Genomic DNA, 23,850 nt, shown 5'->3' on the forward strand with positions numbered 1-23,850 from the left:
CGCTTAGTTCGCACTTAAGAGGTAACTGATAGAGTCAGTTTCGGCGCACGTATATTTCAGGTTGAATAAAATGCTCATTCAAGCACTGGTTGTCGACGACAGTCGGTCGGCACTTGAGTATCTGACGCGGACGATCGAGGCGGACGGACAGGTCCATGTGTTCGCCTTTACAGACCCGTTGCAGGCGCTTGCTTCGGCCCGCAACATCGACATCGACATCGTCTTTGCCGATTATGAAATGCCGAAGATGGACGGCATCAGCCTGATCCGGCGGCTGCGATCCCTTCCCAAATTCGCCGACATTCCGATCGTGATGATCACTTCGATCGAAAGCGACGAGGTGCGGCTGCATGCGCTCGACGCGGGTGCGACCGACTTCCTCCCGAAGCGGCCGAAGAATCTCGAGACCCAGGTCCGGCTCCGCAACATGATCCGGCTCGGCTATGCGGTCCGCAAGCTGAACGACCGAGCCGCGCTGCTCGCCAGCGAAGTGGCGCGCGCCACCCGTGCGCTGCAGGAGCGCGAGGAAGAGATCATCCTGCGGCTGGCGCTCTCGGTCGAGTACCGCGACAACGACACCGGCGATCACACCCTGAGGGTCGCAAAATACAGCAGGATGATTGCAGAAGGACTGGGACTGCCGGAACGGCTGTGCCGCGACATTTACCTGGCCGCCCCGCTGCACGATGTCGGCAAGGTCGCCACCCCCGACCATATCCTCCTGAAGCCGGGTAAGCTGACGCCGGACGAGATCGCCGTGATGCAGACTCACACCACGATCGGCGCTTCGATCCTGGCCGGCAGCCGATGCGAACTGATTCAGCTCGCCGCCGACATCGCCATCGGCCATCACGAGCGCTGGGACGGCAAAGGTTATCCGAACCGGCTCAAGGCCGAGGAGATTCCGATCGCGGCGCGCATCGTCGCGGTCGCGGACGTGTTCGACGCGCTGGCGACCGCCCGCCCGTACAAGGAGGCGATGCCGCTTCCGGTGGCGCGGCAGCACCTCGAAAACGGCCGTGGACAGCACTTCGATCCGACCTGCGTCGACGTCTTCCTGGCACGCTGGGACGAAGTCGTCGGGATCGCGACGGACCGACTGCAGCTTCATCCGAAAGACGAAGCCTCGCTCCAGCCTGCGCTGAACTCGGACGTTGCAGAGCACAGCCCATCGGCAGCCTGACCGGCCCGGCAGCCCCGGACATCGCGGAGAGACCCCACCGCGCCTCGCGCAGCGCCGGACGATCGATTACACGTCTGGGTCCTCGGTCAACGAATAGCCGAGACTGTGAACCGTGATGATCTGCAGCGCGCTCCCGGCGATGCGCTTGCGGATTCGGGACACGAGCACGTCACCTGTGCGGTCGCCATAAACCCACTCCCGTCCCCCGATGGCCCTGCTGATGTCGCTGCGGCTTTGAGGGATGTCGATGTTCTGCATGAAATGAGCCAGAAGGCGGCACTCTGCCGGCGAAAGGCACTCGGTTCGTCCCGCCACGCTGAGCCGGCGGGTCACCGGATTGAGATGGAACGTCTTGCCGATCGACAATGTGGCTGGGGCGGGCGCGTCGCGCCGCGTCGCAAGGTGCCTTTCCATGCGGGCCTTCAAAACGGCCGGCTCGACCGGCTTGGCGACGTAGTCGAGAGCCCCGAGACCGAGCCCCAGCAACTCATCGTTCGGCGTCGCCAGACTCGAAAGAACGATGAAGGACGATCGCGGGTCGGCCTGTATGTCCTGAGCAAGGAGCAGACCGTCGGTGTCGGGAAGACGCCTGTCGAGAATGACGAGATCGAAATGATCGTCCTTGAGTGCGGCTCGTCCACCGGCTCCGTCGGCCACGCAGGTGATCGAGTGTCCCATCTGCCTCGTGATGTCTTCGATCATGTAGTGAATCACCACATCGTCGTCGACCAGGAGAATTTTCGCAGGAGAACTCATGGTGATCGCTTCGTCAGCTCGGCTTCCAGACGTTCTTCGGGGATCACATAGGCGAGTAGACGGCCAATGATCGGCCCCGTGACCGACCAAGGCGCCCGCTCCACGCCGGCTTGCTCGAGTTGACGCAACATTGTGGCAAGATCGTCGAGTCCGAAGATCGCCGAACCGCTCGCCAGCTTGTGGGCCTGCGCAGTGAGCGCAATATCGGGATACCCTGGCTTGATCTCGCTCAACATCGATCGAAATTCCACCCAGCTCTGCAAGAATGCCTCGGCCATCCGGGTCCGCGCGGCGACGGATAATCCACCGAGCATGTCGGCGGGCCGCGGCGAGAGCCCATAGACTGCCTTTGACAGAGCTTCGGCATCGAGCGGCTTCTGAAGCAGGGCGGTGAACAGGCCGGACTGCTCCGCCGACTCGCGCACGACATCCACATTCGCGCTCAGCAGAAACAGCGGTGTGGCGCTGTAGGCCGGATCACGCCGGAGTTCCTGCGCGAACTGGACACCCGTCCCGTCGGGAAGGCGATAGTCGACGATGAAGACGTCATAATGATCCGATGCGGCATGGCGCAGCATATTGGCCTCCGCCAGGGTCTGCGCATGATCGACCGCCAGACCGGCCCGCTCCAGCATCGCGGTCGTGACCCATGCGTTGATGTCGTCGTCATCGATCAGCAGGCAGCTCAGACCGAGCACCTTTTGGACGACACCGCCGCTGTCGACGATCGCTCCCGGATCCGGAAGGACGAGAGGCAAACGGAGTTCGAGGACGGCGCCGTCGCGCTCCTCGACCGCAGCGAGGCTTCCGCCGAGCGCGAGCGTCATCCGCTGCGCGATCGCCAGACCGAGACCCGAACCGGTTCGGTGCGTGACCCGCGGCCGCAGCTCGCTCGGCGGATGCTTGAGCATCTCGGCGATTTCTTCGGGCAGACCGGGGCCGTGGTCGGACACGCTGAAGACGAGCCAGCTTCCATCGAGCCGGGCACCGACCTCGACCCCGCGGCCATCATCGTAGCGTAATGCGTTCTGGATCAGATTGCCGAGGATCTGTTCGAACATCGACCAATCGAGCTTGACCTCATCGGGCACTCCCTCGGCAATATCGAGCCGCAGCGGAATCGCTCGCTGCCGCGCGAACACGCCCTTCAGGCGGATGACGTCGTTGAGAGCTTTGCTCAAGACCACCTTCTCGCGTCGCGGCACCGGCGCCTGGTGCTCGAAGCGCGAGAAATTCATGACGTTGCCGAGCGTCGAATTCAGCGACCGCGCCGAGACTTCGAGAAGGTCGACGAGTTCGCGCTGCTGGGAGCCGTCCGCTCCCTTCATCAGGCCCACGATCCCCAGGATGCTGTGAAGCGGACCACGAATTTCGTGGGACATCGCCGCCAGAAATGCCGACATCATGCGCTCGGATTCGCGCGCCTTGGAAATTGCCGCCCGATGCTCCGTGACATCATGCAGCAGCAGGATCAGCGATGCCTCGAGTTTGTTGGCCGTATCCTCCATGCGCCGCAACCGAATATCGAAGCATCGGCTGCCACGACTGGTCGGCATCCAGATGGCGTCCCATTCGCTCCCGGCTACGCCGACGATCTGATCGACGACAGCCTGCAGATCATGGCGATGGGGTTGCAGAGCCAGGCGATAATTCAGCCCGCCCGGCTCCGAGACGCCCGCAAACGTCTGGAGCGCCGCCTGATTGGCGGTGATCAGCTTGCCGCCTTCGGCGACGATCAGGACAGGGTTACGTAAGCTCTCGAAAGCGGCGAAGTATTGGTCGCGCTCACGCGCGAGGCGTCTCTGAGCCTCGGAGAACGCGCTTTCTTTGTGTTCGGTCGTCGCCCAAGGGGCCAACATGGCGAGCTCGGCCTCGCCGAAAAAATCGTCGAGCCTTCGCATGAATTCTTCGGGCTGCGAGAGCCGCAGCGCGAGTTCGTCTTCGGCAGACGCCGAAGCCAGAAGCCCCGTGAAGTGTTCGCGGTAGGCCTGATGGTAGACCTTGAAGAGGCCATTGTGCAGTTCGAGCGGGATACCGAGGTCGTGGTGAGCCTGCGCGGCTTGGCGTAGCCGGGTGAACCGACTGTCGACGCGGTAGTCGTAGCGCCCGTTGTGTCCGCCACCGCGCATCGAATCGGCCAGATAGGCGACCAGCCCGTCGTTCAGGCTCTCGATCGATTCGGTCCATGCCGCGCGCAGCGAGCTCGTTCTGTCGGAATAGCCTCGGTCCTGTGCGAGCTTGATCGTCTCGTCGACCAACTGCTCCTGCTCTCGCAACATCAACGGGCGAGTCAACTCCGCGGGCCAAGTCGTCACTGCTGCTCCTTCAACCAACCGTCATCGCGCGTTTTGCGCGGGCGCACGAGCGGGCCCACGACATCGGTCGTCGCCCCGGCTGTTTACAAGCCATTTACATCCCCCTCACAACACGAGAGCCCAACCCGACCGCCACCCTACTAGGATAATCCTGATCCACTGGACGCTTTCCAATGCCAGGAGGCAAGCACATGCGACTGCGCCACAAAAAGCTCTATCTCCTGGCTGGGACCTGTTTGCTCCTTGGTTCGGTCGGCTTCGCGGTTTTGACCTCTCCCTGGACATGGTCTGCCACCCATCCGTCGCGCGAGGCGATCGATCTCGCAGGGGCGGATCTCGCCAACGGCCGGAAGGTGTTCGTTGCATCGGATTGCGCGACCTGTCACATGACGCCGGGTCAGGAAGACGACACGAAGCTCGGAGGCGGCGGGACACTTCAGACCCAATTCGGTGTGTTTCACATGCCGAACATTTCGCCCGACCGCGAGACCGGTCTGGGTGGATGGACGCTCGCCGAGTTCGACCGCGCATTGCGCGAGGGCGTCGGACCGGACCAAGTCTGGCCGGACGGCAAGAACCTCTATCCGGCATTCCCCTACACCTCCTATCAGAGACTGAAGGGGAACGATGTCCGGGATTTGTTCGCGTATCTCAAAACGCTTCAGCCGATCCGCAACGTCGTGTCCGACCACGAGCTGAAATTCCCCTATAACATCCGCCGTGGCGTGGGCGCCTGGCGACTTCTGTTCCTCGACGGCGTCCGCAAGGAAGTGCCCGTCCCCGCAGGCGTCGATGTCGCGAAGTTCAAGCGCGGCGAATACCTCGTGGAAGGCGCCGGGCATTGCGCAGAATGCCATTCGCCCCGCGGCATCATGGGCAACGTCATCGCCGACAAGCGCTATTCCGGCGGCCCCGCGCCCGACGGCGTCGACTACTTTCCGAACATTACGCCCGACGAAACCGGCATCGGCTTCTGGTCGCCCGCGGCAATCGCGAACTATCTGGCCACAGGGGTGAATCCGATCGGCCGCACCGCCGCCGGCGACATGGCCGAAGTGATCAAGAACACCTCACAGCTTCCCCGCGAGGATCTGGAAGCGATGGCGCTCTACTTGAAGCACGTCCCGGCGGTCGACAAGCCCGCGCCCGGAGTGCCGGAGCCGAACCGCACCGACAAGGTGGTGATGCTGAAGAACGCCGTGCGGGTCGCGCCCTCGCTGCCGGTTTCGCCCGAAACCGCGATCGTGCAAGGCGCAGACGTATGGGTCGCCGGGACCAAGTCGGTGTGGATGTCTCAAGACGGCGCCGGCAGCGCCGCGCCGGAGCAGGGCAAGCTGCTCGGCGGCGCGCATGCGAAGGTCGGACAACGTGTCGGCGCCAAGGTTCAGCTCACCGTGAAGGGCTGGCAGATGGCCGACGTGCCTTCGATCATCTACCAGGCCAAGGGCCACCGGATCATGGTGGCGGTCCTCGACAAGGAGGCCGTCGCCGCCGTCGAGCGCGGCACCGTCGAAAAGGACACCGAGACGGGTCAGTCGTGGCTGCCGGTTCAGGTCACGTTCTGGAGCGACGAGAAGAACCTCAATACGGACCGCCAGGCACTGTGGAGCTACAGCGCGACGACCTTCCAGAAGTCGTGCTCGGCCTGCCACGTCCTGCCGCAGAAGACTCACTTCACGGCAAACCAATGGATCGGCACGCTGAAGGCGATGAAGCGCTTCACGTCCTTCAGTGACGATCAATACCGGCTGATCCTGGCCTACCTTCAGAACCATTCCAAGGATCTGAACGAGGCGAGCGGGGGGACGAAGCATTGAGCAACCAGATGTGCTCTTTCGACCCCGACGGCGCCGACATGATTCTGGCGTGCGAGTGGCTGGCGAAGCAGTTTCTCGCTCCACCGGACGACGATCAGGTCCGGTCGATCCGCAGCCTTCGGGGCCAGATCGCCCTGCGCGAGATCGGAGCGTCGCTGAATCAGCAACAGGCCGCCGACACGATCTGTCAGATCATGAATGCGGATTCGAGCGAGACCGTCGCCGAAACGCTGCAGCGCCGGCATGTGGCGCTGTTCGAGGGCATGTTTCGCCAGCGCTGCGTTCTCCCTTATGCGAGCGTCTGGGACGGAACCGATCGGCTCGGCGGTCCCGCCGTGACCCGCATCAAGCGTCTGATGCGCGATCTCGACATCCACCTCGACAGCACATGCACGGAGATGCCGGATCATCTCGGTATCTGTCTCGCCGTGCTCGCCGAAGCGCTGCGACAGCAGCGCGAGGATGTCGCATCCATCCTGCTGAGCGACATGCGCGGCTGGGTACCCCGCTTCGGCGAAGCGCTCATTCGGGCGGATGGAACGAACTACTACGGAAATCTGGCGCGCCTCCTGATGCCGTTGCTCGACCGCATCGGCGAAGGCCTGTGCAGCGAAACAGGCCACGAGCAGAACAATGCCAGGGACTATGAAAGGGCAGGTTATGAGCAATAATACGCCGTCAAAGGCTGCACGCAGCCTGTCTTTGTCCAAGCGGGATTTTCTCAAGGGGTCAGCTGCGACGGCCCTCGGCTTGTCCGGCCTCGGTCTGTTCGGTCGCGGCGCCGAGGCGCAAGGCAAGACCCGGCAGATCCTGTCGGGCTGCCATTGGGGCGTGTTCTACGGCAAGGTGGAAGACGGGCGAGCCACGGCGTTCGTGCCCTGGGAAGGCGATCCGGCGCCTTCGCCGCAGCTTCCCGGCGTGATGGATTCGATCTATTCGGAATCCCGCATCCGCTATCCGATGGTGCGGCGCGCCTGGCTCAAGGATGGTCCGGGCGCCGATCCGGATGGCCGCGGCAGCGGCGATTTCGTGCGCGTGAGCTGGGACAAGGCCATCGAACTCATCGCTGGCGAGATCACCCGGGTGCGCGAAAAGTACGGGCAGCAGGCCGTGTTCGCCGGCTCCTACGGCTGGAAGAGCCCCGGCAAGATCCACAATTGCCAGACGCTGCTGCGGCGCATGATGAACCTGACCGGCAGCTTCACCAACAGTGCGGGCGACTACTCGACCGGCGCTGCCCAGGTCATTCTGCCCTACGTCTCCGGCTCGATCGAAGTCTACGAGCAGTGCACGACCTGGAAGAATCTGGCCGAGAACTGCAAGCTGATGGTGTTCTGGGGCTGCAATCCCCTCAACAACTCGCAGATTTCCTGGCAGGTCGCCGATCACGGCGCTTTCCCCGGCGTCCAGGCCCTGAAGGCCGCGGGCACCAAGGTCATCTGTATCGACCCGATCCGGACGGAAACCTGCAAGGAATTGAACGGCGAATGGATCTCGCCGCGGCCGCAGACCGATGTGGCGCTGATGCTCGGGATCGCCCACACGCTCTACGTCGAGAAGCTGCACGATGCGGAGTTCCTGGCGCGCTACGCGACCGGCTTCGACAAATTCCTGCCGTACCTGCTGGGTGAGAGCGACAACACCCCGAAGACCGCCGAATGGGCGTCTCGGATCTGCGGGCTGCCGGCATCCCAAATTCAAGATCTTGCACGTCGTTTCGCGTCCAACAGAACAATGTTGGCGCTGGGCTACTCGACGCAGCGCCAGCATCACGGCGAACAGATTCACTGGATGCTGATCACCCTGGCGGCGATGCTCGGGCAGATCGGCCTGCCGGGAGGCGGCTACGGCCTGAGCTATCACTACGCGTCCGGCGGCGCGCCGACGCATACGACGCCGATTCTCAAGGCGATCGACGATGCTTCGGGACAGAAGGTCGACGGCGCGGCGTGGCTCGCCCAGAGCGGCGGAGTCTCCATCCCGGTGTCCCGGCTGGTCGAGACCTTGCTCAATCCCGGCAAGACCATGCAGTTCAACGGGCACGACATCAAACTCCCGCTGATCAAGCTCGCTTATTGGGCCGGCGGGAATCCGTTTTCGCATCAGCAGGACCGCAACGAGATGCTGCGGGCTTGGCGGCAGCTCGACACCTTCATCGTCCACGACTTCCAATGGACGGCGTCGGCGCGGCACGCCGATATCGTGCTTCCGGCGACCACCAGCTACGAGCGCAACGACATCGAGCAGGTCGGCGACTACGCATTGAGCCACATCGTGCCGATGAAGAAGATCGTCGAGCCGATGTTCGAGTCGCGCAACGACTTCGACATCTTCGCTGCGATCGCCGCCAAGCTCGGCAAAGGCTTCGAGTTCACCAAAGGCCTCAGCGAGATGGACTGGATCCGCGGCATCTACGAGGCCGCCAAGGTCGAAGCACGCGCCAAGGGCATGGAATTGCCGGTGTTCGACGTGTTCTGGGAGAGCAACAAACCGCTCGAATTCCCGCTCAGCGACGAGCAGGTGAACTTCGTGCGTCATGCCGATTTCCGCGCCGATCCGCTTCTGAATGCGCTCGGCACCGCATCGGGCAAGTTCGAGTTGTACTCCACGGCGATCGAGAAATACGGCTACGACGATTGTCCTCCGCACGCGACCTGGATGGAGCCGATCGAACGGCTCGATGGGCCGACGACGCGATACCCGCTGCACATCGCGTCCAACCATCCTCAGATGCGGCTGCATTCCCAGCTTTGCGGCACCTCGAACCGGCGCAGCTATGCGGTGGCCGATCGTGAGCCGTGCTGGATGCATCCGCAAGACGCGAAGGCTCGCGGGCTGTCCGACGGGGACGTGGTCCGCGTCTTCAACGACCGCGGCCAGATTCTGGCGGGCCTGAAGATCACCGACGACATTCGTCCCGGTGTCATCCGCATCAACGAGGGTGGCTGGTTCGACCCAGTCAATCCGCGCGAGATCGGTAGCCTGTGCCGATATGGCGACGTCAACGCTCTCACGACAGGCGTCGCGACGTCGCGACTGGCGCAGGGCAATTGCGGCCAGACCGGCGTGGCGCAGGTCGAGCGATACACCGGCCCCGTTCCGGCCGTGACGGTGTTCTCGCAACCAGCCTGACGCCACGCTGGGGGCAGATGCGGAACGCGGGTGGGCGCTGACAGGCGCCCGCTCAGTGCACCGCGATGATGACGTGATCGGCTTCGAAGGTGACGGCCGCCTCGCCGTTCTCCACGATTCCGAGATCTTCGGCATCTTGGCGCGGGACCACCGCAACGATGGTCTTGCCGCCGCCGATGTCGAGGTTCACTTCCGAGTGGACTTCGGCGTCGACCCTGCGCTTGACGATGCCGCGAAACACATTGCGGCGCAGCCTCGACGCTTCATCGGGTGCGACGAGGCGCACGAACGGCGCCTTGATCAACGCGAGCGCCTTGCGGCCGGGGGCGAGATCGAGCTGTTCGGCGGCGGCGTTGGTGATCGTCGCATGGATGGTGTGGTCGTCGGACACTTTGAGCTCGACTTCGACATCGACCGGCCAGCGCCGGACGTTGACGACCTCGACGATGAACTTGTTGCGTGCCGAGACCTTGAAGCCGCTCGCCCACAGCAGCGCGTCGCCGATTTCCTCCAACCCTTCTTCGGCGATCAGCGTCGAGATCTTCGTCAGATGTTCTTCGAGCCGGTGGAAGACGGTGATCAGCCGCCGCCCCTCCGGGGTGATGTCTGCAGCGCCGCCGACGCGGCCGCTCGTCCGCGTCAGGAACGCGGGCGTCGGCAGCAGATTGTTGATGGCGTCGACGGCTTCCCAGGCGGTTTTGTAGCTCAGGCCCATCGCTTTGGCGGCCTTGCTGATGCTGCCGTGTTCGGCGACGGCCTCGAGCAGGTGGATGCGGTCGCGGCCGGCCAGAAGACGCCCGCCGCTCCGCAACACCAGATATGCGTCGATCTTGTTGTTTGTCATCGCTCGTGCCACGGGTCGCTAGCCGCCGGCTAACCTAGGCGATCCGGTCTCGATACGAAAGCGCACGGGGGACAGAGCCAAAGCCAGTCATGCCGATCGCATCACCGGCATCGCAATCAGGCGGCGGCGGACTGGCGCTGTGCGGCGAGTGCGATGAACCAGGCAACGACAGCGTCGGCAGTGGCAGGTAGCATCGTCCAGTCTTCGGCCGCGAACGCGATCCAGCCCGGCAGCATGCTGCGCTCCACAGCAACCAGTGCCGGAACGTCTTGCGCGAGGGCCAGTCCAATCTCTTCGCGGATGCCGCGCCCGGCGATCTCTTCCTTGGCGAATCGGCCGAAGAACACCAGGTCGGGCCGGCCGGCGATCGCTTCGGCCAGACGCACCCGCGCGGCCGCGAGGCCATCCGCGCTCAGGATGCACGAGGTCGAACCCGATCCGAGATCCAGAGACAACGCGACCGAATCGCCGCGAGCGATATCGTCGAGCCAAAGCGAGGCGCGGCCGTTGGAGTGGCGCGGTCCGAGCCGCGGCACCAGCCCGGCGATACGAACGTCCGGCAACTCGACAAGGCGATCGCGCGCGGCGGCCAAAATCTGCTCGAGCGAATCGCCGGCCTGGTAGACCATCACGGCGAGAGGAAGCGGGGCCATTGGTCGGGTCTCCTTGAGCTGAGTTACCGGGGCGGCGGCTGATCGCATCGCGTGACGACGCGCCGTCCCATCGCGGTCGTCTCGATCGCGAGGTCGAGGCCATACAGCTTGCGCAGCCGTTCCGCGGTCAGAACCTCGTCGACCGGCCCGACCTCGACGCGCTGCTCGTGGCCGAGAATCATAACACGATCGGCGATCGCAAACGCGTGCTCGGGTTCGTGGGTCGACACCAGCAGCGACAGGCCGCGCGCCGACAGCGCCCGAATCTGGTCGAGCAAGCCGAAGCGGTTGCCGAGATCCAGACTGGCGGTGGGCTCGTCCATGATGATCAGTTCGGTATCCTGCGTCAGGGCGCGGGCGATCAGCATCAATTGCCGCTGACCGCCGGAGATGCGGTCGGCGGATCGGTCGGCGATGTCAGCGATACCAAGCGCCTCCAGGGCGCGCCAGGCCGCAGCATAATCGTCGCGGCCGGGCGACGCGAACAGACCGAGCCGCGCGGTTCGGCCCATCACCACGATATCAAGCACGGTATGGGTGGGATCGCCCTGGTAGGCTTGCGGAACATGCGCGATGCGGCGCGCGATCTGCTCCGGGCGGAGCGTCGAGATATCGTGACCGCCGATGACGATCCGGCCGCGCAGCGGTGGCAGAATCCCCAGCACGGTCTTGAACAGCGTGGTCTTGCCGACACCGTTCGGCCCCATCAGGCAAGTGATGCTGCTGCCCGACAGAGCAAGGTCGATTCCTTCGGCGAGCGGCTGGCCGTCATAGCCGATCGCGACGCCGTGGAGCACGAGGCGTTTGGTCACTCGCGCCTCCACAGCGAACGAGATCCCCGCCGCGTCATCAGCCAGACGAACAGACCGCCGCCCACCAGGGCGGTCAGCACGCCGATCGGAATCTCGATCGTTGCGGCGGTGCGGGCGATGGTGTCGACCACCACCATGAAGGCCGCGCCGATCAGAATCGACACCGGCAGCAACCGGTCGAAGCGCGGCCCGACCAGGAGCCGGGCGAGATGTGGCACCATCAGGCCGACCCAGCCGATGATGCCGGAGATCGCGACGACGCTCGCGGTGATCAACGTCGCCGCGACGATGACGATCTGCCGGGTGCGGCGGACATCGACGCCGAGTGCACGCGCGTCGTCGTCGCCGCAGGACAGCACGCTGATGCGCCAGCGCAGCAGGAACAGCGGGATCATGCCGACCGCGACCGTCGGCGCGACGACTGCGATGTCGTCGGGCCGGATGCTGGCCAGGCTGCCGAGCAGCCAATAGGTGATCATCGGCAGTTGCGCGTAAGGGTCGGCGACGATCTTCACCAGCGAAATCGCCGCGGCCGCGAGCGCGCCGACGACGATGCCGGACAGCACCAGCATCAGGATATCGCCGCGCTGTCGCAGCGACCACGCCAGCGTCACGACCAGGATCACCGTCAGCGATCCGCTCACGAAGCCGAGCGCTTCGATCATCACCACCGGCAGCCCGAACAGAATGCCGATGACGGCGCCGAAGCCCGCGCCCTGCGAAACGCCGAGGATGTCCGGAGACACCAGCGGATTGCGGAACAGACTTTGATAAGCCGCGCCGGCGGCCGACAACGCTGCGCCGACGCAGATCGCCGCGGCAATGCGCGGCAGCCGCACCTGAAACAGCACCGCCGCGATCTGCTGGTCGATGTGGCCACCCCCGATCCTCGCCATGATCGCCGCAACAACGTCGCCCGGCGCAATGCGATACGGCCCGATCCCGGCGGCGATCACCACGACGACCAGCAGCAGCATGGCAAGGCCGGCGACGACCGGCGTGACGCGCAGGATCGGCACCTCAGCGACGAAGCCCTTCGAGGAGCCTGTCGAGATCGGCGTCCTGCACATCGACCTGATAGAACAGACGATAGAAGTCGCGCAGTTCGGTCTTCAGATCGAACGTTGCCTGCGCCGGATAGAGCGCGTGCAGCAGCAGCGGCAGACCGATCAGCCGGTTGAGCGAAGGCGGCAGGTCGATCGTGCCGAACGGCTGGTTCGGCAGCAGAAATACCCGCTTGTTCCGAACCGCCGGGACCGGCTGCCACTCGGGACGGCTCATGATCAGATCCCGCACGGCGGGATCGATCGTGATGATCGTATCCGGCGCCCAGCCGATCACATGCTCGGGCGACACGCGCGCGAGCCCGCCAGCCTCGCGGATGCCTTCGACGACATTGACGGCGCCGACCCGCTCGATGATCTCGGTATTGATCGAGCCACGCGATCCCGTTTCGAAGCCGTCATTGCCGCGCGCGAGATAAATGCGCGGACGCGACGCTTCGGGCACAGTCGCAACCACACGGTCGACTTCGGCGAAGATCGCCTCGCTGGCTTTGGCTAACTCCTCACCGCGCGCGCTCACCCCGAGGATCTGCGCGAGCAGCCGGATCGCAGCGGGCGTGTTTTCGAAGCGACCGTCGATCAGGACGTAGGGAATCCCGGTCTGCGCCTGAATGCGGTCGGCAATCGAGCGATAGGTCTCGTTGACCGATCCGAGATCGATGATGAGATCCGGCTTCGCGGCCATCAATCGCTCGGCGCTGATGGTATCGCCGCGCCCGGTCAGCCGGCCGAGTTCGGGAACATCGCGGACCATCGGCAGCAGGAACGGCTTGTCGATGTCGCGTGGCGCGCGGCCCCAGCCGATCATCTTTTCGGGCGCGACCACATAGAGAAAGATCCCCGCGGGCGGCCCCGCAGCGAACACGCGGGTAATGGTGTCGGAAACCTCGACGCGGCGGCCCACGGAGTCCGTCACGGTGCGCGCATGCGCGTCAGGCGCGCATGCGGCAAAGATCAACATCGTGAGCGCAAGCAGGCCCCCCAGACGTCGGGCAGGTCCGATCATCGCCGCGGCTCGCCGACCTGGAAGTCGCCCGGCTTCGGCGGCGCCAGCGGCATGAATTCGGCGCGGTCCGGCTTCAGATCGACCAGCGGCGTGCCGTCCAGACAATCGAGTCCGCGCACGAACAAATTGGCGCCGTCGCGGCGGTCGACACGGGCGATCGAGGTGCCGATCGGATTCGGCCGCAGCGGCGAGCGGATCGAAAACGTGCCGCGCGCGTCACCGTCATTGCGCGGACATTGCAGCAGCAGATCGCGCCGCGACCGATGCAGCCAATAGAACACTTCGAGCAATGTGCCGTCGTCGATGCCGGCGAGAGCCGGCAGCCAGGTCTCGAACACCTCGATTCGACAAACCGGACCATCGGCACGGCCGTGGCGGGGGCACTCCTCCAGCCTGTTCCACGGCGTGTGAATGCGGCCGATGAAGACCACGCCGGCGTCGGGGCTTCCCGACCAATCTGAGGCGAGTTCGCCAGCTCGGATGTCGTCGGTCGCGCCCATGTCTCGGCTCACATGCCCTTTGCTGCCCATCGAGAGGTCTCGACGAAGGTAAGAGCATAATCAGTTATATGTATATAAAAGAAACAAGCTCGACCTTCGACTAGCGGGGACGGCCGACGGTCACACGCCCATCCTTCGCTAGCGACGCCAGCTCGCGATCACGCGATCGCCCCCGACATAGTTGCAGAAATGCAACGTATGGCACCAAAAATACCCGCTTCCGGCCGTTTCGGCACACCCAATTACCGAATTGCTTAACGTCCAGGCACTTGCGCGCGAACTGACCGATTTTGCCCATTGCGGTCCGCAAAGCGGCCAGCGCAGATATTGTATGTAAATGGTTTATACGATTGTGACATCGTGATGGCTTTCCCAGAATTTCTGCCGGCCACGGGAGCGACCTGTCGCTCGGCACGCGGGGATCCGGCGACGCTCCAGATCGGTCTCTTCGCCCCGACAACCCAGCACGATGACGCGTTTGCCGCGGAATCGTCGCGTCTCGATCGCGCGACGCTCGATCGGATCGGCCGGAGCACCGACATCACGACACCAGTATCGCCGGCGGCCGACCAAGGACCGCGGCGCTTCTCGTTTTCCGACGCAAAGGGGCGTCGTTCACAGGGGGCAAGAATGAAACGAGTGAGCCAGCTGAGCATCCTGCTCGCGAGCGCGGCGACGATGACGTCAGTCGACGCGGCACGAGCGGGCAACGAAGGCGTCTATGAATTGGGGACGATTCATGTGACCGCGGCAGGCGCCAACTCGTCGGAGTTCAACAACTTCGGCGGCAGCACGGTCTCCAACCAGCAGACCGAGCGTTTCGACAAACACACGCTCGACCGGGCGATCGACCTCGTTCCGGGCGTGGCCGCAGGCACCACCGGCAGCCAGCGCAACGAGACCAACATCTATATTCACGGCTTCGACCGGCTGCAGGTGCCGCTGTCGATCGACGGCGTGCGCATTTATCTTCCCGCCGACAACCGGATCGATTTCTCGCGCTTCCTCACCGACGACATCTCCGAGATTCAGATCGCCAAGGGCTACGTCTCGGTGCTCGACGGTCCGGGCGGCCTCGGCGGCGCCATCAACCTGGTGACGAAGAAGCCGGTGCGGCCGATCGAAGGCGAATGGCGCTCGCAAGCCGAGTTCGGCAACGGCGGCCGGTTCGACGGCTTCCGCAATTACGGCCGGGTCGGCGGCCGGCAGAACGACTATTACTTCCAGGCGAGCGCGAGCTGGCAGAAGATCGACGGCTGGGAGCTGCCGTCGAGCTTCACGCCGACCGTGAACGAAGACGGCGGGCGGCGCGACTTTTCGTCGTCGAACGACTGGAGCGTCAACCTGAAAGCCGGATGGACGCCGAATCCGGAGGACGAATACTCGATCAACTTCATCCGCCAGAACGGCCGGAAGGGCGCGCCCTACAACGTCGAGCCGACGTCGTCGCAGAAATACTGGTCGTGGCCGTATTGGAACGTGCAGATCCTGTCCGCGGCGACCAAAACGGCGATCGGCGACGACGCCTACGTCAAGACGCGAACCTTCTGGGAGACGTTCGACAACGCGATCGACATGTGGGACGACGCCGCGCAGACGCTGCGCTATTCGAGCAGCGCGTCCCGCTCGATCTATCAGGACTGGGCGATCGGCAACACGATCGAGGTCGGCAAGGATTTCGGCCAACTCGACACGCTGAAATTCGCCACCCATGTGCGGCGCGACAATCACTCCGAGTGGAACGAACTCTATACCGACAGCTACGGCCTGAACGGCACGACGACACCGAAAAGCAAGACCTGCGCCACCACCAAGACGGCCAACTTCAATTGCTTCGACGAACCGGCCCAGACCTCGACCGAAGACACTTATTCGGTCGCGACCGAGAACACCGTCCATTTCGGACCCCAGATCGACTGGGTGCAGGGCATCAGTTACGATTGGCGCCACATCAGTAAGGCCGAGGAGTATGTGCTCGGGCAAGTCAGCAAGTCGGTTTACTACCAGCCGTACTGGATCAATTACCCGCTGAGCGATTCCTCGGCGCTGAATTGGCAGACCGCGGCGGTCTGGCGCTATTCGGAGACCGCCAAGGTATTTGCGAACATCTCCGACCGCACCCGCTTCCCGACGCTGTTCGAACGGTTCAGCTCACGGTTCGGCACCGGCGCCTCGAATCCCGGCCTGGCGCCGGAGCGCGCCATCAACTACCAGATCGGCTGGACCAACGCATTCGCGCCGAAGAGCCAGATTTCGATCCTCGGCTATTACGCCACGGTCGAGAACATGATGCAGTCGGTCGCCACCGGCCGGAGCTACACCGACCCGATCTCCGGCAAGGTCTCGGCGATCACGCAATACCAGAACGTCGGCGACGGCTACCGCTACGGCGTCGATTTCGCCGTCGATTACGCCTTCACCCCAACACTGATTGCGGGCGGCAACATTTCCTACATTCACAACACGCTCACCAATCCGATCGACCCGTCGATCCAGCAGACCGGCATTCCGACCGTGAAGGGCATGCTCTATGCGAGCTACAGCCCGGTCGAAGGACTGACTCTGACGCCGAACGTGACCTACGCGGACGAACGCTGGTCGCAGAAGACGGAGGTCATCAGCAACAAATCGGTCTCCAGCTACGTCAAGACCGGCGCCTATGTGCTGGCCAACTTCGCCGCTGATTACAAGGTGCGCGAGAATTTCACCGTGTCGGGCGGCGTGAAGAACATCTTCGACAGGGATTACCAGCTCGCCTGGGGTTATCCGGAGCCCGGCCGCACGTTTTACGTCGGCTTCAAGGGCACCTTCTGACCGTGTGAACGCAAGCAGGCCCTGCTCCGGCGGGGCCTGCGACGGAGAATTCGATGCACGACGTCTCGCTGACGCCCACCGCGGTGTTCGCCCAGGCCGGGCCGGTCGTCAAAACCGTGCTGATCCTGTTGCTCGCGGCATCGATCCTGACCTGGGTCTGGATCGTGGAAGCGGTGGTGGCGTTCATGCGGCTGTCGGCTGCACTCCGCCGCAGCCGCGACGGCGACGACGCCACCATCCTCGCCGCTGTCTCGGCCGCAGGTGCGGCGGCACGCGAGGCGTCGCCGCGCGGCACGAGCGAAGCCGACCGCCGGGCAAAAATCGTCGACGCAATGACCCGAGCTGCACGCGACCTGGTCCTGAAGGCCGAAGGCGGGCTACCCAATCTGGCGATCGTGTCCTCGGTCGCGCCGTTCGTCGGCCTGTTCGGGACGGTGTGGGGAATCATGACGAGCTTCGCCGGCATTGCCGAAGCCCGAGACACCAGCCTGGCCGTGGTCGCTCCCGGTATCGCCGAGGCGCTCGCGGCGACCGCGTGGGGACTTGCGGCCGCGATTCCGGCGTCGATCGGGTACAACCGCATCGGCGCACTGTTCAACAGGACCGCAATCGCGCTCGACGATTTCGTGCAGGCAGAGGCCGAGCGCCTGACCGGAGCGGAGCTCGAGCGCCCCTCCGCGAGATCCCGGTAGGAGCGCCGCCTCATGGGCGTTCTCGAAGCGATGCGTTCTCGGGGCAGCGAGCTGCGCCCGCAGGCGGACATCAACGTCACGCCGCTGGTCGACGTGATGCTCGTGCTCCTCATCGTCTTCATGGTGACCGCGCCGATGCTGACCGCCGGCCTGCCGGTCGATCTGCCGAAAGCCGCAACTGCACCTCCGCTCGAGCGATCCGAGCCGATCGTCGTCACGCTCGATCGCGACGGCAACGTCCAGCTCGGCGACACCGGCGTCGCAGTGGACGGGCTCGGCGATGCCATCCTGACGCTAACCGCCGGCGACCGAACGCGCGCCGTCCATATCCGCGCCGATCGCGAATGTCGGCACGGAGCGGTGGTGGCGGTGCTCGACCAACTCGGCGCCCACGGCCTGTCCCGCGTGGCGATCCTGACCGAGCGCGCCCCTGGCGGCCGCGCGCCGCGTCACGACGACAAACCGCGCGATCCGAGATGACGGAGCCGACTCCGGCGCTGACACCCGGCGGACGGCTTGTGCTGCTCGGCGCGGTCGCCGCCTGTCACGCGATGATATTCCTGCATTGGGCGGCGACGCCGTCGGCGCTGGCGACTGAGACGCCGATGGAGGTGACGATCATCGCGGCCGGCGAAGCGGCGATCGATATCCCCAAGGCCGTCGCGGCGCCGGCGCGGCGTTCGCAGCCCGAACCGCCCGAAAGCTCTCCAACGCTCAACGAACCGGCGCACACCAACGATCAGCCGCCCTCCCCCGAACCTTCCCCGGCCATTGTCGAAACACCGCAATCCCCCATCCGGGTCGAGACCTCGGCGAAGCCGAACCGGCCGCAGCCATCGCGACCGGATAAGCGTCACGACAAGAGAGACCACAAGCACATCGCCGCACCGGCTCGCCCGGCCTCGCGCCCCGCAGCCGCGACCTCCGACGACACCGGCGATTCCGAGATATCACGCGTCCGGACGCGCATGGGTGCGGACACCGGACAGCAGACATCGACCGCCACGTCCCGGGCGAGCTACGCAGCGCTGGTGGTCGCCGAATTCAATCGCCGCAAGGTGTATCCGGAATCCGCGCGCCAGACCCGCCAGCAGGGTACGGCTTCACTGTCGTTCGCGATCGGGGCGTCCGGCAAAGTGATCAGCTACAAAATCACCCGCTCGACCGGCAACGAAGCGCTCGACCGCGCAATCGATTCGATGATGAAAACCGCCCAACCACCCCCGCCGCCGGACGGGCTGTTTCGCGGCCATTTCGTCGTGCGCTTCTCGCTGAACGATTGAGTTGGGCTGTCATCCGGCGTGGCCGCAGCTTGCACCCCGGCGAAGCGAAAGGCACAGCGGAGCTCAGAGTCACTCGAACAGAACAGCAGTCTGCAGGCTAATGGCGGAGAGGGAGGGATTCGAACCCCCGATAGGCTTGCACCTATGCCGCATTTCGAGTGCGGTGCATTCAACCACTCTGCCACCTCTCCTTCGGTGCCAAAGCGGGCGATTCTCGCCCGGTGGTCGGGGCGTGTTCTAGGCGAGGAGAGACGGATAGACAAGGCGCACGAAAGCGGTTTTCTCGCCAGAATTGACCGGCGAGCGCCAGATCGCCGGTCCCGCTGGGCCGGCAGCCGCGGAGGATCAGGCCTTCTCCTTGCTATCCTTGTCTTTTTTCCCCTTCTCCTTGTCTTTCTCCTTGTCCTTGTCTTTCTCCTTGTCCTTGTCTTTCTCCCGCTCCTTCTTCGCCTTGTCCTTGTCGCGGCGATTGGTGAAGCGGGCGTTGCCGAGGCCGGTGCCGATCGTCAACACGCCCCAGCGCTCGAACTCCTGCATGAACGGAACCTCGCTCAGCCCCTGGGCGACGCCGTCATTGTGCATCAGGATCGCGGTGTCGTGCTTGCCGATCATCGGGATGCCTTCGACCAGGCTGCGCGGCAGATGGAATTTGCTGCTCTCCCAATTGCCGGGCAGGTTCTGTGCGCCCTTCTCGATCGCCCCATCGGCGTTGATCACACCCGGGCAGGAGATGCCGATAAAGGGCGCCAGCTTGAAGCCTTCGTCCTCGGCGTCCGAGATCAGATCCTTCAGCATCCGGGTCAGCCGCTTGACCGCCGCTTCGCGTGTCGGCTCGTCGTCCGCATGCCGCCACAGATCGGACTTCCACACCGAGGCCTTCGACAGGTCCGGCGCCTTCTTCCAGGCCGTCTCGACCACGCCGCAGCGGATGTTCGAGCCGCCGATATCGACCGCCAGAATGCTGTCGTGCGCTTCGAAGATCCAGGACGGCGCCAGATGCAGGCATCCGATCAGCCCGGCCTCGTCGGGGTGAAATCGGATCGGCACCAATTCGATCTTATGTCCTTCGGATCGCAGCAGGATTTCGGTCCGCGCGATGGCGATTTCACCGAGCCGGCTCTGCCGGAAGCCGCCGCCGACCACGATGCACTCGGTATCGGCCCAGGCCTTGGTCTTGAGGAAGCGCTTGGTGACGTAGGCCAGCTCCTGGGCGAAATCTTCAATCGCACCGTGCACCAGCGCCGCGGCGCTGGCGTCGTCTCCGGTCAGCACCTTGTCGAGCATGCTCTTGGAGATATCCTCGGTCGCGGTGTCGCCGAACGGATCGGTGCCGGACTTGCGGAGCGGCTTGCGCCAGGAATCGAGGATACGCTGGAAGGCCCCCTTGCTGGCGCGATCGCCGAGAAAGCCGTCGTCGTCCTTCAGTTCGATATTGTAGGTATCGATGTCCACCGACGGCAGCCGCGCCGCACCGTGAACGGCGATGCCCGCGGTCGTCGTGGTCAGCGTATCCTCAGCCATAGCCGCTTCCCCCGCATGAAAACCGGATGACAACGATCCGGGAACCGGTTGGTTGCATGCACGGGACGGTGGGGGACGACTTGGCCGACGACTTGGCCGTCGGCCCGGCCGCCCTCGGACCGGCTGGTGCGAGTCGAGTTCGGCCGGCTTTGTCTTGACTTGACGTTGCCGGCCGATATAAGTCCCGCAGCGGCGCGGGCAAGTCTCGCGCCGAATCCTTTTGTGCGGCCAGAGGCGCTTTCGCCCGGCTCAAGTCCAACCGCACGGAAACCCGCGGCGTTTTCGCCGCAAGTCCGCAACAGACTGACCAAAAAGCCGGCCCGGGTCACCCGAGGACGGGATCGAACACGAAGGAAGAAAAACGATGTTCGCAGTCATCAAAACCGGCGGCCGGCAGTACCGTGTCGTTCCGGAAGATGTGCTCGAAGTAGGCAAGCTCGACGGCGACGTCGGCACCATTATCCAGCTCGGCGAAGTGCTGGTGCTGGGCGGCGACACCCCGGTTCTCGGCGCGCCCACCGTGGCCGGCGCCACCGTGGCGGCCGAAGTGCTGGATCACAAGCGCGGCCCGAAGGTGATCGCGTTCAAGAAGCGCCGCCGCAAGCACTCCAAGCGCAAGCGTGGCTATCGCGACGAAATCACCGTGCTGCGGATCACCGAGATCCTCGCCGACGGCAAGCAGCCCTCGGTCGGCCCCCGGCCCAAGCGCGCCAAGGCGGCCCCGGCTGCGGAAGCTGCCGAGTAAGTCGCAGCGCGCAGCAGGCGTGTCAAAAAAGCGGGATGATTCCGTAACGGGATTCATCTAAAAGGTATTTCGGATTTTGGAGACGAGCCATGGCTCATAAAAAGGCGGGCGGTTCCTCGCGCAACGGACGTGATTCCGCAGGCAAACGCCTCGGCGTCAAAGCGTTTGGCGGCGAGCATGTGATTCCCGGCAACATCATTGCGCGTCAGCGCGGCACTCAGTGGCATCCCGGCCTCAACGTCGGCATGGGCACTGATCACACCTTGTTCGCCAAGGTGGAAGGTCGCGTCGAATTCCGCGCCAAAGCCAACGGCCGCACCTACGTATCGGTACTCCCGATTGCGATGCAGGCGGCCGAATAGACGGTGGACCGAAATATGTGTCCGCCGGGTCCTGTCAAACCGGCGGAGCACACCTAAGGGCTCCAGGGGAGGCGGGATAACCGACCTCCCTTTTTCTTTGCGTACTTTCTACGGCGCATCTTCAGGAGCCCGCCATGTTGCAGGAGATCCCGACCACCACGCCCTCGTTGCGCGAGGCGAGACCTTGCGTCCTCGAGACCGAGCGGCTGACGCTGCGCAAACCGGTTCTCGCCGACGTTCAGGCCATCGCCTCGCTCGCCAACGATCGCCGCGTCGTCGAGATGACCCGGCGGATGCCCTTCCCCTATACGCGCGACGACGCCGCGCGCTTCGTCACTGCGCTGACCCAGGGCCATGACAGCGTGTTTTTGATCGAGGCCGAGGATCTGGAGCCGATCGGTCTGGTCGGCGTCGATTGGAGCGAGCGCGACGCGCCCGAACTCGGCTATTGGCTCGGCGTCCAGCACTGGGGCAACGGCTACGCCACTGAAGCTGCACGAGCGGTGATCGACTTCACGTTCGACGTGCACGGCGCCAAGCAGATGATCTCCGGTGCCCGCGTCATCAATCCGGCGTCGCGCAACGTGCTGGAGAAGTGCGGCTTCCAATGGACCGGTGTCGAGCTGCACCGCTTCGAGTCGATCGGATCGTCGACCCCCGTCGACTGTTTCCGCCTGACCCGCGGGGTGTGGTCGTCGCTGAAGAAGTGGGGCACCACCAAGCGGCGGTGCTGACCAGCGCCTCGACGCGCCATCATTAAACTGAACGGATCGGCCGGGCTGCGACCCGGCCGATGCTGTTTCGAGACAGTCGTATCAAGCCGCACCTGCGCTGTTACCCGCCGCTTAACCACGGCCACACGACCAGCCGCCAGCCTCGGTCAGAACCGAGTTCAGCTCAATCCGCAGGCTGCGTAGGACGGACTTCCAACCACGGAGGTTCGAAATGCCCGCTCATCGCTACATCCAAGCCATCCTCGCCCGCGAGCTCGCCGAAGAGATCCAGCCGCTGGCGCCGGCGACGATCGATCAGATTGAACGCGCCGCCGAACGTGCTGCGGAAGCGGAAAAGCATCGCGAACGCACCGAGCAAATCGGTTTCCGTTTCGTCGATCTCGACCGCCGTTTCGGCATCTGATTGCGATCGGCACAGCGCGGTCCATCGGCGCTTAACTATCGCCGATCGATCGCGCCGCATCGACCTTCGCACATACGCGATCTTCATCAACGCCGTGTAGTTAGGCGTGAGTTCGACCAGGGAGGCCGAGATGCCCGATTCGCCCGACCAGACCGTCCCCGTCCGTGACGTGCGCGACGAATTCCGAGCCGACCTCGACGCTTTCGAGGCGACCGAACGCAAGTTGCTGACCGAAGAACGCCGCGAACGCGCGCGCCAGCTCGGCGAACGCTTCAGCGGGCTGACGCTGCGGGTCGGCGAGTAATCAGCTGCGATCCGCCGCCCTCGATGCGCCGCGTTCGCGCCAGCCGAGATACAGCCCGGCCGCGATGATGATCGCGACCCCGGCCACCGTCGCCCGCGACGGCACATCGCCGAACAGCAGCCAGCCGAACGCGGCGGCGAAGATGATCATCGTGTACTGATACGGCACCACGACGCTCGCCGGCGCCAGCCGCAAGGAACGGTTGACGCATAGCAATCCAACCGCCGACACCGCGCCCGAAATCGCGAACCACACCAGATCGGTCGCCGACGGCGTGATCCAGCCCGACGGTGCCAGCACCAGCCCCAGCAACAGCGTGCCGACGAACTGCTGCGACGCCAGCACCATGTCGGGAGTCTGGCGCAGGAATCGCGTCAGCAACAGCAGACCGGCGAACAGCACACTGGCCAGGATCGCGATCAGCGCCGGCCAGCTCATCGTCTGGGCCGACGGCTGCAGCGCGATCAGCACGCCGACAAAACCGGTGACGATCGCAATTCCGCGCGGCCGGTCGATGGTCTCGCCGAGGAACAACGCGGCGCCGACCGACACGAACAGCGACGACGCCAGATAGAAGGTGATGACGTCGGCGAGCGGCAGATAAACGGTGGCCAGATAGAACACTGCGACTTCGCAGGCCGCGATCAGTGTCCGCGCCAATTGCAGACCCGGCCGCTCCAGCCGCAGGAACGCCGAGCGCTGGCGCCAGATCAGCGGCGACAGCACGAACAGCCCGGCCAGCGCCCGCAGCACCAGGAGCTGCCCGACCGAATAGATCGCGACCACTGTTTTGCCGGCCGCATCGGCGAACGAAAACGCCAGCATCGCCAGCAGCATCAGCAGGATGCCGGCGATACGGGACGTGCGCGGGTCGGACCCGGTGGTGATTTTGGCGAACAGCCCCATATTG

Annotated in this window: 23 protein-coding genes and 1 tRNA gene; 13 read left to right on the forward strand and 11 right to left on the reverse strand. The window is 64.4% G+C overall.

The annotated features are described in order from the left end of the window. The first annotated feature begins 70 nt into the window (after positions 1-70). Positions 71-1,183 carry an HD domain-containing phosphohydrolase gene (locus DY468_RS10315; RefSeq protein ID WP_164604725.1) on the forward strand — a complete coding sequence of 371 codons (1,113 nt, stop codon included), beginning with the start codon at positions 71-73 and terminating at the stop codon, positions 1,181-1,183. 66 nt (positions 1,184-1,249) lie between these two features. Here DY468_RS10315 and DY468_RS10320 read toward each other — a convergent pair whose 3' ends face one another. After that, positions 1,250-1,939 (reverse strand): response regulator transcription factor, encoded by a 690-nt coding sequence (locus tag DY468_RS10320; protein ID WP_164604726.1) that lies wholly within the window; start codon positions 1,937-1,939, stop codon positions 1,250-1,252. Next, the gene (locus DY468_RS24970; RefSeq protein ID WP_164604727.1) at positions 1,936-4,254 is read right to left on the reverse strand and encodes an ATP-binding response regulator; all 2,319 of its coding nucleotides are present in this window, start codon (positions 4,252-4,254) and stop codon (positions 1,936-1,938) included. The genes DY468_RS10320 and DY468_RS24970 overlap by 4 nt, the downstream gene beginning before the upstream one ends. A 191-nt stretch (positions 4,255-4,445) precedes the next feature. Here DY468_RS24970 and DY468_RS10330 point away from each other — a divergent pair, with 191 nt between their 5' ends. Genes DY468_RS10330 through torA form a run of 3 tightly spaced genes read left to right on the forward strand, consistent with a single transcriptional unit; the run spans position 4,446 to position 9,203 of the window. Further along, positions 4,446-6,071: a c-type cytochrome gene (locus DY468_RS10330; protein ID WP_164604728.1), complete on the forward strand. Its 1,626-nt coding sequence runs from the start codon at positions 4,446-4,448 to the stop codon at positions 6,069-6,071. Continuing rightward, positions 6,068-6,742: a TorD/DmsD family molecular chaperone gene (locus tag DY468_RS10335; RefSeq protein WP_164604729.1), complete on the forward strand. Its 675-nt coding sequence runs from the start codon at positions 6,068-6,070 to the stop codon at positions 6,740-6,742. Before DY468_RS10330 ends, DY468_RS10335 begins: the two co-directional genes overlap by 4 nt. Next, a complete protein-coding gene (torA, locus tag DY468_RS10340) occupies positions 6,732-9,203 on the forward strand; it encodes a trimethylamine-N-oxide reductase TorA (protein ID WP_164604730.1) in 2,472 nt (823 codons plus the stop codon). The genes DY468_RS10335 and torA overlap by 11 nt, the downstream gene beginning before the upstream one ends. A gap of 52 nt (positions 9,204-9,255) precedes the next feature. On the opposite strand, the gene DY468_RS10345 is transcribed toward torA, so the two are convergent. The 6 genes from DY468_RS10345 to DY468_RS10370 form a co-directional block, all read right to left on the reverse strand. After that, positions 9,256-10,047 (reverse strand): TOBE domain-containing protein, encoded by a 792-nt coding sequence (locus DY468_RS10345; protein WP_164604731.1) that lies wholly within the window; start codon positions 10,045-10,047, stop codon positions 9,256-9,258. A 116-nt stretch (positions 10,048-10,163) separates the two neighbouring features. After that, positions 10,164-10,700 carry a DUF2478 domain-containing protein gene (locus DY468_RS10350; RefSeq protein WP_164604732.1) on the reverse strand — a complete coding sequence of 179 codons (537 nt, stop codon included), beginning with the start codon at positions 10,698-10,700 and terminating at the stop codon, positions 10,164-10,166. Between the two features lie 23 nt (positions 10,701-10,723). After that, positions 10,724-11,512 carry an ABC transporter ATP-binding protein gene (locus tag DY468_RS10355; RefSeq protein WP_164604733.1) on the reverse strand — a complete coding sequence of 263 codons (789 nt, stop codon included), beginning with the start codon at positions 11,510-11,512 and terminating at the stop codon, positions 10,724-10,726. Next, positions 11,509-12,582 carry a FecCD family ABC transporter permease gene (locus DY468_RS10360; protein ID WP_502706220.1) on the reverse strand — a complete coding sequence of 358 codons (1,074 nt, stop codon included), beginning with the start codon at positions 12,580-12,582 and terminating at the stop codon, positions 11,509-11,511. Before DY468_RS10360 ends, DY468_RS10355 begins: the two co-directional genes overlap by 4 nt. Further along, positions 12,533-13,582 (reverse strand): iron ABC transporter substrate-binding protein, encoded by a 1,050-nt coding sequence (locus DY468_RS10365; RefSeq protein ID WP_164604734.1) that lies wholly within the window; start codon positions 13,580-13,582, stop codon positions 12,533-12,535. Before DY468_RS10365 ends, DY468_RS10360 begins: the two co-directional genes overlap by 50 nt. Continuing rightward, the gene (locus tag DY468_RS10370; RefSeq protein ID WP_164604735.1) at positions 13,579-14,082 is read right to left on the reverse strand and encodes an SAM-dependent methyltransferase; all 504 of its coding nucleotides are present in this window, start codon (positions 14,080-14,082) and stop codon (positions 13,579-13,581) included. Before DY468_RS10370 ends, DY468_RS10365 begins: the two co-directional genes overlap by 4 nt. A gap of 630 nt (positions 14,083-14,712) precedes the next feature. On the opposite strand from DY468_RS10370, the gene DY468_RS10375 reads away from it, so the two are divergent. Genes DY468_RS10375 through DY468_RS10390 form a run of 4 tightly spaced genes read left to right on the forward strand, consistent with a single transcriptional unit; the run spans position 14,713 to position 18,871 of the window. Beyond that, complete coding sequence (locus tag DY468_RS10375; RefSeq protein WP_164604736.1) at positions 14,713-16,896, forward strand: TonB-dependent receptor; 2,184 nt, start codon at positions 14,713-14,715, stop codon at positions 16,894-16,896. Positions 16,897-16,949: 53 nt separating this feature from the next. Beyond that, the gene (locus DY468_RS10380) at positions 16,950-17,588 is read left to right on the forward strand and encodes a MotA/TolQ/ExbB proton channel family protein (RefSeq protein ID WP_164604737.1); all 639 of its coding nucleotides are present in this window, start codon (positions 16,950-16,952) and stop codon (positions 17,586-17,588) included. Between the two features lie 12 nt (positions 17,589-17,600). Next, the gene (locus DY468_RS10385; RefSeq protein ID WP_164604738.1) at positions 17,601-18,068 is read left to right on the forward strand and encodes an ExbD/TolR family protein; all 468 of its coding nucleotides are present in this window, start codon (positions 17,601-17,603) and stop codon (positions 18,066-18,068) included. After that, positions 18,065-18,871, forward strand: coding sequence for a TonB family protein (locus DY468_RS10390; protein WP_164604739.1), 807 nt, complete (start codon positions 18,065-18,067; stop codon positions 18,869-18,871). Before DY468_RS10385 ends, DY468_RS10390 begins: the two co-directional genes overlap by 4 nt. A 101-nt stretch (positions 18,872-18,972) precedes the next feature. Here the strand turns inward: DY468_RS10390 and DY468_RS10395 are convergent. Together DY468_RS10395 and DY468_RS10400 are read right to left on the reverse strand one after the other, a co-directional pair. Further along, positions 18,973-19,062, reverse strand: a tRNA-Ser gene (locus DY468_RS10395). A gap of 154 nt (positions 19,063-19,216) precedes the next feature. After that, on the reverse strand, positions 19,217-20,392 hold the full coding sequence (locus DY468_RS10400; protein ID WP_164604740.1) for an ROK family protein: 1,176 nt from the start codon (positions 20,390-20,392) through the stop codon (positions 19,217-19,219). Positions 20,393-20,756: 364 nt separating this feature from the next. Here DY468_RS10400 and rplU point away from each other — a divergent pair, with 364 nt between their 5' ends. The 5 genes from rplU (at position 20,757) to DY468_RS24615 (ending at position 22,940) form a co-directional block, all read left to right on the forward strand. After that, on the forward strand, positions 20,757-21,137 hold the full coding sequence (gene rplU, locus DY468_RS10405; protein ID WP_047308166.1) for a 50S ribosomal protein L21: 381 nt from the start codon (positions 20,757-20,759) through the stop codon (positions 21,135-21,137). Between the two features lie 89 nt (positions 21,138-21,226). Then, positions 21,227-21,499, forward strand: a complete 273-nt coding sequence (gene rpmA, locus DY468_RS10410; protein ID WP_011155727.1) for a 50S ribosomal protein L27 — start codon at positions 21,227-21,229, stop codon at positions 21,497-21,499. Positions 21,500-21,633: 134 nt separating this feature from the next. Beyond that, the gene (locus tag DY468_RS10415) at positions 21,634-22,233 is read left to right on the forward strand and encodes a GNAT family N-acetyltransferase (protein ID WP_164604741.1); all 600 of its coding nucleotides are present in this window, start codon (positions 21,634-21,636) and stop codon (positions 22,231-22,233) included. Positions 22,234-22,444: 211 nt separating this feature from the next. Next, a complete protein-coding gene (locus DY468_RS10420; protein WP_164604742.1) occupies positions 22,445-22,636 on the forward strand; it encodes a hypothetical protein in 192 nt (63 codons plus the stop codon). 130 nt (positions 22,637-22,766) lie between these two features. Beyond that, complete coding sequence (locus tag DY468_RS24615; protein WP_205512200.1) at positions 22,767-22,940, forward strand: hypothetical protein; 174 nt, start codon at positions 22,767-22,769, stop codon at positions 22,938-22,940. Here the strand turns inward: DY468_RS24615 and DY468_RS10425 are convergent, their stop codons facing one another. Then, positions 22,941-23,846 carry a DMT family transporter gene (locus DY468_RS10425; protein ID WP_164604743.1) on the reverse strand — a complete coding sequence of 302 codons (906 nt, stop codon included), beginning with the start codon at positions 23,844-23,846 and terminating at the stop codon, positions 22,941-22,943. It lies immediately after the preceding gene. Between the last annotated feature and the right edge of the window lie 4 nt (positions 23,847-23,850).

Source organism: Rhodopseudomonas sp. BR0M22, assembly GCF_010907035.1.
Taxonomy (GTDB): Bacteria; Pseudomonadota; Alphaproteobacteria; order Rhizobiales; family Xanthobacteraceae; genus Rhodopseudomonas.